This window comes from Mangrovibacterium sp. (assembly GCF_059905295.1).
In genome coordinates this window covers 1-14,190 of record NZ_JBZQJF010000210.1, presented here as the reverse complement: position 1 = coordinate 14,190, position 14,190 = coordinate 1, and the positions used below count along the sequence as shown (strand labels likewise).

General features: G+C 44.2%; 15 protein-coding genes. 8 read left to right on the top strand and 7 right to left on the bottom strand.

The annotated features are described in order from the left end of the window. Positions 1–29: 29 nt before the first annotated feature. The 3 genes from AC37HE_RS11065 to AC37HE_RS11055 form a co-directional block, all read right to left on the bottom strand. Positions 30–251 (bottom strand): DUF2795 domain-containing protein, encoded by a 222-nt coding sequence (locus AC37HE_RS11065; protein ID WP_109265335.1) that lies wholly within the window; start codon positions 249–251, stop codon positions 30–32. A gap of 91 nt (positions 252–342) precedes the next feature. Further along, positions 343–912, bottom strand: coding sequence for a cob(I)yrinic acid a,c-diamide adenosyltransferase (locus AC37HE_RS11060; RefSeq protein ID WP_500782903.1), 570 nt, complete (start codon positions 910–912; stop codon positions 343–345). A 70-nt stretch (positions 913–982) separates the two neighbouring features. Further along, on the bottom strand, positions 983–1,681 hold the full coding sequence (locus AC37HE_RS11055) for an ABC transporter ATP-binding protein (RefSeq protein ID WP_500782902.1): 699 nt from the start codon (positions 1,679–1,681) through the stop codon (positions 983–985). Positions 1,682–1,885: 204 nt separating this feature from the next. Between AC37HE_RS11055 and recG the strand changes: the two genes are divergently transcribed. The 8 genes from recG to rsxA all read left to right on the top strand — a co-directional run bounded on the left by recG (position 1,886) and on the right by rsxA (position 9,811). Further along, positions 1,886–3,985: an ATP-dependent DNA helicase RecG gene (recG, locus tag AC37HE_RS11050; RefSeq protein ID WP_500782901.1), complete on the top strand. Its 2,100-nt coding sequence runs from the start codon at positions 1,886–1,888 to the stop codon at positions 3,983–3,985. A 277-nt stretch (positions 3,986–4,262) separates the two neighbouring features. Next, complete coding sequence (locus AC37HE_RS11045) at positions 4,263–4,679, top strand: SoxR reducing system RseC family protein (RefSeq protein ID WP_500782900.1); 417 nt, start codon at positions 4,263–4,265, stop codon at positions 4,677–4,679. A gap of 8 nt (positions 4,680–4,687) precedes the next feature. Next, complete coding sequence (locus tag AC37HE_RS11040; RefSeq protein ID WP_500782899.1) at positions 4,688–5,635, top strand: Fe-S cluster domain-containing protein; 948 nt, start codon at positions 4,688–4,690, stop codon at positions 5,633–5,635. Between the two features lie 11 nt (positions 5,636–5,646). Continuing rightward, positions 5,647–6,978, top strand: coding sequence for an electron transport complex subunit RsxC (rsxC, locus tag AC37HE_RS11035; RefSeq protein WP_500782898.1), 1,332 nt, complete (start codon positions 5,647–5,649; stop codon positions 6,976–6,978). A 40-nt stretch (positions 6,979–7,018) separates the two neighbouring features. Then, positions 7,019–8,002: an RnfABCDGE type electron transport complex subunit D gene (locus tag AC37HE_RS11030; RefSeq protein ID WP_500782897.1), complete on the top strand. Its 984-nt coding sequence runs from the start codon at positions 7,019–7,021 to the stop codon at positions 8,000–8,002. Further along, positions 8,002–8,646: an RnfABCDGE type electron transport complex subunit G gene (locus tag AC37HE_RS11025; RefSeq protein ID WP_500782896.1), complete on the top strand. Its 645-nt coding sequence runs from the start codon at positions 8,002–8,004 to the stop codon at positions 8,644–8,646. Before AC37HE_RS11030 ends, AC37HE_RS11025 begins: the two co-directional genes overlap by 1 nt. Continuing rightward, positions 8,643–9,227, top strand: coding sequence for an electron transport complex subunit RsxE (gene rsxE, locus AC37HE_RS11020; RefSeq protein WP_500782895.1), 585 nt, complete (start codon positions 8,643–8,645; stop codon positions 9,225–9,227). Before AC37HE_RS11025 ends, rsxE begins: the two co-directional genes overlap by 4 nt. 11 nt (positions 9,228–9,238) lie before the next feature. Next, positions 9,239–9,811, top strand: coding sequence for an electron transport complex subunit RsxA (gene rsxA, locus AC37HE_RS11015; RefSeq protein WP_500782894.1), 573 nt, complete (start codon positions 9,239–9,241; stop codon positions 9,809–9,811). Positions 9,812–9,912: 101 nt separating this feature from the next. Here rsxA and AC37HE_RS11010 read toward each other — a convergent pair whose 3' ends face one another. The 4 genes from AC37HE_RS11010 to AC37HE_RS10995 are packed head-to-tail and all read right to left on the bottom strand — an operon-like array spanning position 9,913 to position 13,919. Continuing rightward, positions 9,913–11,346 (bottom strand): nucleoside recognition domain-containing protein, encoded by a 1,434-nt coding sequence (locus tag AC37HE_RS11010; RefSeq protein WP_500782893.1) that lies wholly within the window; start codon positions 11,344–11,346, stop codon positions 9,913–9,915. Between the two features lie 9 nt (positions 11,347–11,355). After that, positions 11,356–12,147: a FeoB small GTPase domain-containing protein gene (locus AC37HE_RS11005; RefSeq protein ID WP_500782892.1), complete on the bottom strand. Its 792-nt coding sequence runs from the start codon at positions 12,145–12,147 to the stop codon at positions 11,356–11,358. A gap of 7 nt (positions 12,148–12,154) precedes the next feature. Beyond that, positions 12,155–13,192, bottom strand: coding sequence for a metal-dependent transcriptional regulator (locus AC37HE_RS11000; protein WP_500782891.1), 1,038 nt, complete (start codon positions 13,190–13,192; stop codon positions 12,155–12,157). Positions 13,193–13,244: 52 nt separating this feature from the next. Beyond that, positions 13,245–13,919: a metal-dependent transcriptional regulator gene (locus AC37HE_RS10995; RefSeq protein WP_500782890.1), complete on the bottom strand. Its 675-nt coding sequence runs from the start codon at positions 13,917–13,919 to the stop codon at positions 13,245–13,247. Positions 13,920–14,190: the final 271 nt, after the last annotated feature.

Below are 14,190 nucleotides of genomic sequence, written 5' to 3'. Positions count from 1 at the left end.
CTGCTATTTTTTGTTATAAGTAATGTGAATTAATACTCATCTTCATTGAAGAAAAAGTCATCCTTGCTCGGATAATCCGGCCAAATGTCTTCAATGCTTTCATAAACTTCTCCTTCATCCTCTATTTCCTGTAAATTTTCAATTACTTCAAGAGGAGCGCCCGAACGAATTGCAAAGTCAATCAATTCATCTTTAGAGGCTGGCCATGGTGCATCTTCCAATTTTGATGCTAGTTCTAGTGTCCAGTACATATTCGAGGGTATTTTTAGTTTTTATTTAGCTTAACTTTTTATGATTTTGCGAATATAGAAAAAAATAGTACATGCACAACAAAAAATTAGTTTATCTCTTATCCCCCGAAATCCAAGGGGTTTCAGCCACTTTTTTGTCAAGATTAAGCTTGCGGGACAGCACAAAAAGGTAGTCTGAAAGACGATTTACATACTTAGCCAGGTTCCGATCCACTTCTGTCTTCTCTGCCAGTTCCACAATACGTCGCTCTGCCCGTCGGCAAACCGTACGGGCTACATGAGCAAATGCAGCCGTCTGGCATCCTGTTGGCAAAATAAAATGATTCAGTTGGGGCAAAACTTCGAACATTCGATCCATTTCCTTCTCTAGCAATTCAATGTCTTGTTCAGTACAGGGAATTTGCTTTTTCAAATCCCCGGCATTCTCATCCATGGCCAAATGGGCACCAATCACAAACAACTTGTTCTGCACATCAGTCAACACTTCACGTGTCGGCTCATCTTTTACTCCCGAAAGTACCAAACCAACAGAACTGTTCAACTCGTCAACAGTCCCGTAAGCCTCCAAACGAATATCATATTTCTTCACCCGGCTACCACCAATCAGTCCGGTCGTACCGTCGTCTCCTGTTTTAGTATAAATTCTAACTTCTTTAGCCATCTCTTAAACAATAAGAAAGCTTACCACTCCAAAGTATGATAAGCCGTTATTTAACTTGATCAATTACTTTTCAATACACCGGATTCCCATTAACAGTGTCCGATTCTACCAGCCCATCCTTTAATCGAATGATTCGGTGGGCATGTTGTGCTATATCTTCTTCGTGCGTAACAACAAGTAAGGTGTTTCCTTGTTTGTGAATTTCCGAAAACAGTTGCATTATTTCTTCCGAAGTTTTCGAATCCAGGTTTCCGGTAGGTTCATCGGCCAGCAAAATGGCGGGCTTGTTAATTAATGCACGAGCAACAGCAACACGCTGACGCTGACCACCAGACAACTCGTTAGGGCGATGTTCCATCCGATCCTCCAAACCAACATTCGCCAACATAAGCTCTGCCTTTTCAATGCGCTGTTTTTTTCGCACCCCGGCATAAATCAAAGGCATCATTACATTTTCCAAGGCTGTATTACGCGGTAGCAAATTAAAGGTTTGAAAGACAAAGCCAATCTCGGCATTTCTGATTTCAGCCAACTCATCGTCGGTCAAAAAACTGACATCCTTTCCATTCAGGATATAAGTTCCTTCAGTTGGCGTATCCAGGCAACCGATCACATTCATCAGGGTTGATTTTCCGGAACCGGAAGCTCCCATTATGGCAACATATTCACCTTGAAAAACAGTTAGATCAACCGACCTCAAGGCACGAACAAGCTGGTTTCCTACTTTATAGTTTTTAACGATCCCTTGCAACTGAATAACTTCTTTCATCGGGAATATGCATTAAGATAAGTCGTGTTTTCTGCAAAGCTCTTAGCGGCTCAACATCATTTTTGTAAATATAATCATAGAACAGGAAATAAAGTAAAGATCAACACTGAATATACTTGTGCATCCTATTTTCTTTCTTCAACCCAATCGACAATTCTTTGTACTGAACCAAATCTAAAAACTGATAATTTTTATCTTTGCTTCATGCCTGATTTTTTGGATCAAGATATCAAGTTTTTACCGGGCGTGGGTCCCAAACGAGCAGAGTTACTGAAAAAGGAACTTGAGATTTCAAGTTTTCGGGAGTTACTGTATTACTTTCCGTACAAATACATCGACCGTACGAAGTTTTACAAGATCCGGGAACTGGATGCCCACCAGGCATACATCCAGGTGAAAGGCACACTGGGTAATTTCGAATTGATCGGAGAAGGTCGCAAACAGCGTTTGCTGGCAACTTTTCACGACAAAACAGGCAGCATGGATTTATTGTGGTTTGCAGGAATCAAATATATTCGTGAAAACCTAAAGCCTCGGCAGGAGTATATTGTTTTCGGAAAGCCTTCGGTATTTAATGGCCGGGTAAATATTATTCATCCCGAAATTGAAACGACTGCCAGTCAGCAGGTCAGCTCAGGTGTTTTACAGGCATTTTACAATACAACGGAAACGCTTAAAAAACGATTTCTGAATACCAGGGCAATCAATAAAATTCAGTATAACCTGGCTCAGGCGGTTGACGGGAAAATCTACGAGACGCTACCTCCTACGGTACGGGAACCGCTTCGTTTAATCAGTTTAAAGGAAGCCCTTAAACAAATTCATTTTCCGGAAACAACACAGTTACTGCAAAAAGCATCCTTCCGCCTGAAATTTGAAGAACTCTTTTACATTCAACTGAAGATTCTAAGCTTGAAACATCGCCGACAAGAAGTTTTTAAAGGCTTTGTCTTCGAACATGTTGGCTATAATTTCAACACATTCTTTCAGAATAATCTCCCCTTCGAATTAACAGGAGCTCAAAAAAAGGTGATCAAAGAAATTCGCCGGGATCTGGGGAGTGGCAAGCAAATGAACCGGTTAGTTCAAGGCGATGTCGGTAGCGGGAAAACACTCGTTGCACTCATGGTGGCCTTACTCGCTTTCGACAATGGCTTTCAGGCCAGCTTGATGGCTCCTACCGAGATTCTCGCCAATCAACACTATAATACCATCAGTCGGATGCTTAATGGCATTGGGATCCAGATAGCTTTGCTGACAGGATCGACCCGAAAGAAAGAACGGGAACGCATTTATGCCGGCATTGAAAACGGCGAAATTCAATTACTCATTGGTACACACGCCTTAATTGAGGATACCGTAAACTTCGTGAAATTAGGCTTAGTTATTATCGATGAGCAACACCGTTTTGGAGTTGCGCAACGAGCAAAACTATGGAAGAAAAATGCAGGTATTCCACCTCATGTGTTGGTAATGACTGCCACCCCTATCCCCCGAACTTTAGCCATGACCCTGTACGGTGATCTGGATGTATCGGTCATTGATGAACTCCCTCCCGGTCGCAAACCGATTGAAACCAGACACTATTTGGAAAATCGCCGCCAGCAGGTTTATGATTTTATCCGGGATCAGATTGAAAAAGGCCGACAAGCTTACATTGTTTATCCCTTGATCAGTGAATCCGAAAAGCTTGATTTAGCCAATCTGGAGCAAGGATACGAGCTTTTGAAAAAAGTATTTCCGCGCTTTAAACTAAGCATGGTTCACGGGAAGCTGAAACCGGCAGAAAAAGATGCCGAGATGCAACTCTTTAAAGAAGGAAAAACTCAGATTATGGTGGCAACCACCGTAATCGAAGTTGGTGTTGATGTTCCAAATGCCTCAATCATGATCATCGAAAGTGCTGAGCGATTTGGTCTGTCGCAGCTACACCAGTTGCGGGGACGAGTGGGCCGTGGCGCTGCTCAATCATACTGCTTGCTTATGTCATCCTACAAAATAAGCAACGAAAGCCGAAAAAGACTGGAAACGATGGTGCGGACGAACGACGGGTTCGAAATCGCAGAAGTAGACCTACAACTACGCGGCCCGGGAGACCTGGAAGGAACACAACAAAGCGGGCTTGGCTTCAACCTAAACATCGCCAACCTCGGAAAAGACGGAGAAATACTTCGCGTTGCCCGCGATACTGCCGCAGACATATTGGATAATGACCCCAGCCTGCAATCGAAAGACAATCAATTATTGGCTTACCATCTACAACGTATGCAAACTACCGAATTTGATTGGAGCGTGATTAGTTAAAAGCATTTTTTTGCCTGAAATTTTGATTTAAAAAGAAAGTCGTTACTTTTGTTGTGCAATCGATTGTATTGCGCTGTTTTAAAAACAATGATTTTTATCATGTATGGTTGTAATAAACTATTTGTCAGCTAATTGCAAAGACAAAATATTCCTAACTATTTAAAAAGAATATAAATAGCCAGAGATGTTTTAAAATAGATTTTACAACATAAACAAGTTATCTAAATAGGTATAGTTTTGCAGCGGAAAAGCTTTCGAGGTATTATAAAAAACGAGGATGTCAGAACAAATAACACACACAGGGATAATTAAAAAGCTTTCAGAAAAATCAATAATCGTTTGTATTATTAATGAATCTGCCTGTGCCTCCTGCCATGCTAAAGGAGCCTGTTCAGCAGCAGATATGAAAGACAAAGAGGTTGAAATCCATTCCTTCGAGGGAAACTACAAGGTAGGACAAGAAGTTACCGTAGTTGGGAAAACGGTTCAGGGTTTTAAAGCGCTCTTCCTGGGTTATTTACTTCCGTTCATTGTCGTCTTAACAATTCTCATTATTGCAACTGCACTGGGAACCGGTGAAAGTACAAGTGGCCTGCTCGCATTAGGTTCACTTGTTCCTTATTACTTCGTCTTGTATCTTTTTAGAAACAAGCTGAAAAAAACTTTTGAATTTGAAATCAAGCCTTTAGAATAATACCAAAAATGAACATGACTATTGTTTATACGATTGTAAGTTTGAGCGCAATTGGAACACTGTCAGCAGTGATTCTCTATTTTGTGGCTCAAAAATTTAAAGTATACGAAGATCCACGGATCGATGATGTAGAAAAAGCACTGCCCGGCGCAAACTGTGGCGGTTGCGGGTTTGCAGGTTGTCGTGCCTTTGCCGAAGCCTGCGTTAATGCCGACGAACTATCAGGCTTATTTTGCCCGGTAGGCGGAAACGAGTGTATGACTGGAGTAGCCGACATTTTGGGCATGGAAGCAGTGGTTCAAACACCCAAGGTAGCTGTTGTACGTTGTGGAGGAAGTTGTGAACACCGCCCGAAAGTAAACAAATTCGACGGAGCATCTTCATGTGCAGTTGCATCATCGCTATACAGCGGTGAGACTGGTTGTCAGTTTGGTTGTTTAAGCCATGGCGACTGTGTTGCAGCCTGCGACTTCGATGCGATTCACATGAATCCGGAAACAGGCTTACCCGAAGTGATCGACGACAAGTGTGTTGCTTGTGGTGCATGTGTTGACGCCTGTCCGAAAAACCTGATCGAGCTTCGGAAGAAAGCACCGAAAGAACGGAAGGTATACGTTTCGTGTCGCAATGAAGACAAGGGAGGCGTTGCCCGCAAGTCTTGCTCTGTTGCCTGCATCGGATGTGGTAAGTGTGCTAAAGTATGTCCGTTTGATGCGATCACTGTTGCCAACAACCTGGCTTACATTGATCCGGACAAGTGTAAATTGTGTCGCAAGTGCGTAACTGAATGCCCGACAAATGCGATTGTCGAAGTAAACTTCCCGCCGCGCAAACCAAAAACCGATCTGCCACCGAAAGCAGCAGCTGAAAAACCAGCTACTCCACTGGCAGAAAAACCGGCAGCAAAGGAAAAGCCTGCTGCCGACGAAACAACCGAAAACAACGAAACTAAATAAGGAGGCCAATCGTGTTAAAAACGTTCAAACTTGGAGGGGTCCATCCTGCTGAAAACAAATTTTCAGCCAACAAAGCCATCGAAAAGCTGGCTTTACCTAAAAGTGTTTTTATCCCCGTAGCCCAACATATTGGAGCACCAGCCCAGGCGCTGGTTAAAAAAGGAGATCAAGTAAAAGTTGGACAAATCCTGGCAAAAGCCGGTGGATTTGTTTCAGCCAACATTCATTCATCAGTATCAGGAACAGTCAAAAAGGTTGATTTAGCAACCGACGCTTCCGGATATCCCAAACAAGGGATCTTCATTGATGTGGAAGGTGATGAATGGGAAGCAGGTATTCTAACAGATGACAAGCTGATCGAAAAATTCGACACCGACAGCAAAGCTATCATCGATAAGATTAACGCAGCCGGTATCGTCGGTTTGGGCGGAGCAACCTTCCCAACACATGTGAAGCTAATGCCTCCTCCGGGATCGAAAGCAGAAATGCTGATCATTAATGGTGTGGAGTGCGAACCTTATCTGACTGCCGACCACCGACTGATGTTGGAAAAAGGCTCAGAGCTGTTAGTTGGAATTCGCATCCTGATGTGCGCATTGAATGTCAATAAAGCTTACATCGGTATCGAGAACAACAAGAAAGATGCAATCGCCAGTCTGCAAAAGCTAACTGCTTCCGATTCATCAATCGAGGTTGTTCCGTTAAAAGTGAAATATCCGCAAGGTGGAGAAAAACAGTTGATCAAAGCTGTTACCGGCCGTGAAGTTCCTTCGGGAGCACTGCCTATCGCTGTTGGAGCAGTGGTGAGCAACGTTGGTACTGCTTATGCTGTTTACGAAGCCGTGCAAAAAAACAAACCACTTGTTGAACGCGTCGTTACAGTTACCGGAAAGTCAGTCAAAAATCCTTCGAACTTCCTGGTTCGTGTTGGAACGCCGGTAAACGATTTAATTGAAGCTGCCGGCGGTCTTCCTGAAGATACCGGTAAAATCATCAGTGGTGGCCCGATGATGGGTAAAGCAATCGCATCAACCGATATTCCGGTGACCAAAGGAACATCTGGCATCCTGATTATGCCCGACCCTGATGCCAAACGGAAGAGCAGCCAAAACTGTATCCGTTGCGGCCGTTGCGTTAACGTTTGCCCAATGGGCTTAGAGCCCTTCCTGCTGATGACCATTTCTGAAAAACAAATCTGGGACAGAGCCGAAAAAGACTGCATCATGGACTGTATCGAATGTGGTTCTTGTAGCTTCACCTGCCCGGCCGACCGTCCATTGCTCGACTACATTCGATTAGGAAAAGGTAAAGTCGGACAAATCATCCGCAGTCGTAAGAAATAAACCAATAGAAAAATCAACGAATTATTCAGAATAAATAAAAATGAGTAAACTGCTTACCATATCACCCTCACCGCACGTGCATACCAGCGAATCGGTGAATAAGATCATGTACCGGGTTATTCTGGCTCTGGTACCCGCTTTGGTTTGGTCGGTATTCATGTTCGGTGTGGATGCAATCCGCGTAACCCTGTTGGCCGTAGTAGCCTGTATGGGTTTTGAATACCTGATTCAACGTTTTGTAACAAAAGAAGAACCGAAAATCACGGACGGCTCAGCTGCCCTGACAGGTATCTTGCTAGCCTTTAACGTACCGGCTGGAATCCCCAGTTGGATTATCATCATCGGTGCGTTAATTGCCATTGGTGTTGCAAAATTATCATTCGGAGGTTTAGGAAATAACCCGTTCAACCCCGCGTTGGTTGGTCGTGTATTCCTGTTAATCTCCTTCCCGGTACAAATGACCAGCTGGCCTGTAAGTATCCATGTACAAACCGATGCTGTTACAACAGCTACGCCACTGGCCATCCTTAAAGAAGGTATCAAAAACGGACAACCCGTATCGGACTTAATGCACAATTTACCTTCAAGTCTCGATTTACTGTACGGTAACATGTCCGGATCCATGGGTGAAATTTCAGCGGCCCTCCTGCTGTTAGGCTTTGCCTACATGCTTTGGAAGAAAGTAATTACCTGGCATATTCCGGTATTCGTTTTAGGAACCATCTTCGTATTTCAGGGAGCAATGCACCTGATCAATCCGGATAAATTCATCGAACCTTTGTTCCACCTGTTAACCGGTGGTGCTATGTTGGGTGCTATTTATATGGCAACCGATATGGTTACTTCACCTATGACGCATAAAGGCCAATTTATTTATGCCGTGGGCATCGGTGTTATCACGGTGCTCATCCGTAACTTCGGAGCATACCCCGAAGGTATTTCATTTGCCATCTTAATTATGAACGGCTTCACTCCGCTGCTTAACGCTTATGTGAAACCTAAACGTTTTGGAGGGAACAAGTAATGGCTACGATAAAATCAAGTTTCTTAAATATGGTGCTGACCCTCTTTGTGGTCACCTTTGTTTCGGCAACCATCCTGGGCTTTGTTCACAGTTTGACCAAAGATGCGATTGAAGCCGCCAAAGTAAAAGCACAAAACGAAGCGATTAAAGCAATCCTTCCCGAGTTTACTGAGCTTGGAGCTTCAGTTAAAATTGCTGCAGCGGGAACAACCGACAGTTTAGAGGTTTTTCCGGCTTATGATGCATCAAAAGCCTTGGTTGGTATGGCAATCAAAACCTACTCAAAAAATGGTTTTGGAGGTTTAATTGATGTCATGATCGGCTTCAAACCCAGTGGAGAAATCAGCGGGTACCAGATTCTGGAACACCAGGAAACTCCGGGGTTGGGATCGAAAGCACAAGCTTGGTTTAGTAACCCGGACAAACCAAAGCAAGACATCATAGGTAAAAATCCGGCGACAACTGACATGCACGTTAGTAAAGACGGTGGTGATGTTGATGCCATTACTGCTTCAACGATTACCTCGCGCGCATTTTTGGAGTCTGTACGCCGTGCTTACGACACGTTTAAAGCAGCTGATTCTGTCAAGCAAGAACAACCTGCGGCTACTACTGAACCAGCATCAGAAGGAGGTGAATTATGAATCAATGGAATAACTTTTCAAAAGGCTTTTTAAGAGAAAACCCAACTTTCGTGTTACTGTTGGGTATGTGTCCAACCCTGGGGGTAACCTCTTCAGCCATTAACGGTCTGGGGATGGGATTGGCAACTGCTTTCGTTTTGATCATGTCTAACATGGCAATCTCATTGGTAAAAAATGTAATTCCGGAGAAAGTACGGATCCCGAGTTTCATCGTCATCATCGCAGCATTCGTTACAGTCGTTGAGTTGTTAATGCAAGCTTACCTACCTGCGCTATTCAAAAGCTTAGGTTTGTTCATCCCTTTGATTGTTGTAAACTGTATCGTATTGGGACGTGCTGAAGCTTTTGCTTCTAAAAACGATGTTCTTTCATCGGCCATTGATGGAGCAAGCATGGGATTAGGCTTCTCGATGTCTTTAACGATTCTTGGAGCTATCCGCGAATTTTTAGGTGGCGGTACCTTATTCGATATCCACATCTTCCCCGAAGATTACGGCATGTTGTTATTCGTATTAGCACCGGGAGCTTTCATCGCTTTGGGCTACCTGATTGCCCTTATCAATAAACTTAGAAAAGTATAGGAGACTGACTGATGGAATATATATTGATTATCATATCGGCCGTATTCGTACAGAATATCGTTCTTGCTCAATTCCTCGGAATTTGTCCGTTCCTGGGTGTATCCAAACGCATTTCAACAGCTGCTGGTATGGCAGGAGCCGTTATGTTCGTAATGGTTTTAGCAACTATCGTTACCTACTTAATTCAGAAAAATATCCTCGATCCATTCAACATCGGATATCTGCAAACCATTTCATTCATCCTGGTCATTGCAGCGCTGGTACAGTTGGTTGAGATTATTTTGAAAAAGGTAAGCCCTGCCCTTTACCAGGCATTGGGTGTATTCTTACCCCTGATCACCACCAACTGTGCTATCCTTGGTGTGGCCATCCTGACAATCCAAAAGGAATACAACCTGATGGAAAGTGTGGTTTTCGCCATCGCCAATGCCATTGGTTTTGGTTTGGCGCTGGTGCTGTTTTCCGGTATCCGCGAACACCTCGACCTGATTGAAGTACCAAAAGGTTTGAAAGGAACACCAATTGCCCTGATCGTTGCCGGAATTCTGGCGATGGCTTTTATGGGCTTCAGCGGTTTAGTATAACCCTCGAAAAACAAGATAAAATGAAAGGCAACCCACGGGTTGCCTTTTTTATTGCTCATTACCTAAAGCTTACTTTTGAAATGACAAAGTGACCTTTCCAATTATTGCAGCCAAAACCAGATTTGCGTTGTAAAGAAACACACTGCAAAGCCCATCACAATAGGAAGAAAAGTTGAAAGCAGGGTCCATTTCACACTCTTAGTCTCTCTATAAATCGTCAAAATAGTAGTGGAACATGGGTTATGCAGTAAGCTAAATAACATCAAATTAATTCCCGTCAACAAGGTCCAGCCACCGGCATGCAACACCTGCGCCGTATCCGAAATAGAATCCATTTCAAACATCACCCCTGCTCCATCGCCAATACCGGCTAGCTTAGTACTCAATACTGTTAGCATCAAGACCGTTGGGATAACAATCTCGTTGGCAGGAATGGCAATGATGTAGGCCAGCAAAATCACCCCATTCAAGCCAAATACCAGGGCAAAAGGGTTTGACCAATTAATAAAATGCTCAGCCAGGCTTAAATCGCCAACATGAACATTGGCAACCACCCAAATAACAATCCCGGCAGGTACCGCAAATACGATAGCTCTCCAAAGCACAATAATGGTACGATCGATCAGGGAAGTATATAAGGTTTGCCAAACACGCGGGGGACGATAAGGCGGCAACTCCAGTGTAAAAGCCGACGCTTCACCCTTCAATACCGATTTACTTAAACCCCACGACACAACAAGACTGAAAAAGATCCCCAGCAGAGCCACAGTAACAACTGCACCAGCCGAAACAAGTCCCGCTAACTGAGCAGGCACCATACTTCCGATAAAGATTGTTGCAATCAGGATTTGAGTTGGCCAACGGCCATTGCAGAGCGAGAAGTTGTTCGTAATAATGGCTACCAAACGCTCCCGAGGACTATCAATAACCCGGGCAGCCACAACACCGGCAGCATTACAGCCAAAGCCCATACTCATGGTTAAGGCCTGCTTACCGTGTGCTCCGGCTTTGCGAAACAAGTTGTCCATATTGAAGGCTACACGCGGCAGGTAGCCCAAATCTTCCAGCAAAGTAAAAATCGGGAAGAAAATAGCCATCGGTGGCAACATCACGGCGATCACCCAGGCTGCCGACAGGTAAGCTCCATCAATCAGCACACCATCCAGCCACCATGGCATGTGAATCAGCTCTGCCACATGCTTCAGAAAAGGATGCACCGTATCAATCAGCAACCAGGACAACATCCCCGATGGGTAATTAGCACCTGCAACAGTCAGCCAAAATACCACTGCCAATAAAATAAACATCAGAGGAAAACCAAGCCAGCGACTGGTGACAATTTTATCCACCTTCAAATCGAAACTGTAGGCTTCTTTCTCGCCCAACTGCTTAACGGATGTTTTGGCAATCCGCGAGGCCTCTTCGTAAATTGATTCAATAATTGTATCGTGAAAATCGGTTCCCAAATCCCACCGGGCATTGTTTGCTTCCGACAGGATTTCTTCCCTCTTTTTTTCTATCGTCGTTTTATCCATGTTCCTCTTTTAGTTATCAATAGTAAGATCATAATCGCTTATTGTACCGATTTCACCGGTCCGAACAGCTTCAATAACACTGTTATCACCTTCCAACAAACGCATGGCTACCCAATTCACATTCGGAAGATTGGGAAAGATCTCAGCCAGTCTAACGGCAACCTTATCAATTGCATGATTCAATTGCCGGGAACGGCTCTTAACCCGATACGGTTTACACACAAACTTTCCGGAAGCGACATCTTCAATCGCAGCCAGCAGCTCATTCATCCCCTGGCGGCGACGTGCCGATGCCGGAATTACCGGAATACCCAACTCTTTCGAGAGTGAACGTACATCAACCTCCAGGTTATTCCGCTTAGCCTCATCCATCAGGTTCACACACAATACAGCTCGATCGGTCAACTCCAAAATCTGAAGCACCAGGTTCAGGTTCCGCTCCAAACGCGTCGCATCAACCACAATAACGGTTACGTCGGGCTGGCCAAACAAGATGAAGTTGCGGGCAACCTCCTCATCCGTACTGGTTGAAAGCAGCGAATAGGTTCCCGGTAAGTCAACAACTTTGTATTGCTTCTCATTATAGCTGAAGCCTCCTTCGGCACGCGATACTGTTTTGCCCGGCCAGTTTCCTGTGTGCTGGTGAAGCCCGGTCAGGTTATTAAAAACTGTACTTTTGCCTGTGTTGGGGTTTCCCGCCATAGCAATCACAAAGTCGTAATTTTCCAGTTCAACGCCTAAGCGTACCAGATTTGCCCGATTATGAGCCGGACATGTTTTGCAATTATTTTGTGTGGTCATAACCTGTTTAATTTATGCGATGAATAAAAACCATATCGGCCTGTTGCTTTCGAATACCGATGGTTGTCCCCAGCACCCGGAAACCGATTGGATCGCCCGAAGCGCTTTTCATAACTGCAGCAACCTGACTCCCGGGAACAATTCCAAAGTCCATCAACCGGCGACGTTGCTGACCACGGCAGTTTGGAGAGATGCCAATGACTTCAGCCTTCTCACCTATTTTAAGTTCCGAAAGGACGTCCGGCTTTTCAGCAACAGCTTCCAAAGCAATCTCCTCAACGGTAATATAACCGGCAAAAAAATGGGTTAGTACACATTCTTCGCCATCAGCCACAAAGGTGATCTTATTCTCGGTTACATCCGTTACATACACCTGCATGCCAGGATACAAACCCAAAACAACCAACTGCTCATAAATACTCCTGGGTTCGTCTTCCAGGTGTGTAATCCGGGCCATTTGCCCTTCCTGCAAACCGCTCAAGCTTGTCCCCTTTGGTTCAGGCAACTGCCCGTCGGCAGTCGGAATCGGATCTCCGTGCGGATCGTAGACCGGATTTCCGATTTGGGCAGCCAGCTTTTCGGTTTCTTCTACGGTTACCTTGTGCTCTATTTTACAAGCCTCGTTATGCCAGTCGGCAGGAGCAATACTTGTTTCATCGGCCAAATAACGTTCCCAAATCCGGTGAACACGAATGATCCGCAAAGCATAAGAGCGTCCGGTGTCGGTCAAGGCTACGGTCTGATCCTCCTTACTTCCAATTAAGCCCATCGCTTCCAGCCGGGAAATCAATTTACCGGCTTTATCGGTTGTAATAGTCAGATTACCGGCAATGCTATTGACCCCACACGTAACCTTGCGATATTCGCAATCGAACATGAACTTCAGAGTATCTTCCAGATGTTCTCGCTCCACTCTCTTTTGGAACTCCCGGATCAGAGCAATACCTCCTTTTCCCGGGTAAAAAAGCCATACAACAAAGGCAATGACCAATAAACCCAAAAGAATCAATGAAAGGGGTTTTATTATCAAAATTATCATGATCATATTTCTTAGTTTTGTTTCCTTAATTTACGATTATCCATACGATATCAGCTATTTAAGAATGAATTAATTCAACAAGAATCGCATCTGTCATATTCCCATTCAAAAGCAATTTTGCACCGGGAAGTTCTACTTCAGTCATTCTGCTCTTTGGATAATGCTTACGTACAATAATAGTTGTTCCCAATTCAATCTGATTATTACTGCAAAAGTCGAAGAACTCTTCTTCTGAGCTGTTCAAGCGGCAAACCTGGTAAGCTATATTCAGTTCCGCATTCGACAAAGTGATCTGTTCAACCGAATCATCTACCATCCCGTTTTTATCCGGAATAGGATCACCATGCGGATCAAATTTCGGGTAGCCGAGATAAGCATCAATCTGGTCAAGTAGAAAGTCGGACGTAGCATGTTCCAGCAATTCAGCTTCCTCATGGACCTGGTGCATGCCGAGCCCCAATACCTGGTGCAGAAACGTTTCCCACAGCCGATGACGGCGCAAAACCTGCACAGCAAGCTCCTTCCCGGATTCAGTCAGCTTCAGAGCTTTGTATTTCTGATAATCGATCAGATTTTTCGATGCCAGTTTACGTGCCATATCGGTTGCCGCTGCATGTGTAATGCCCAGATCGCGGGCAATAGCACCCGACTTTGCATCGGCACCTTCATTCACTTCATACTTAAAAAGGGTTTTTATGAAATTCTCTGTAGCAATCGATGTGTTGTTTTCCATTCAATAAAGTTTAAGCATACTTAAACTTAAAAACAACAAGGGCTAAATTTTGTTTTTAGATCCAAAAAGAAATGATACACCAGGCTTAAAAACAGCTGGATGACGACCAACTACTTTTATTGTTGTTTTGAAAATTACAGGAAAGTAACGTCATTTGTCTTCAGCCTTAAAAAGTCTCGTTTTCCAAAGCTGCTGTTTTATACGTATTTATTGGAGATACATCATTGGGGGTTATTTTCCGGCTAAAAAACTGACCATTTTTCCGGGAATA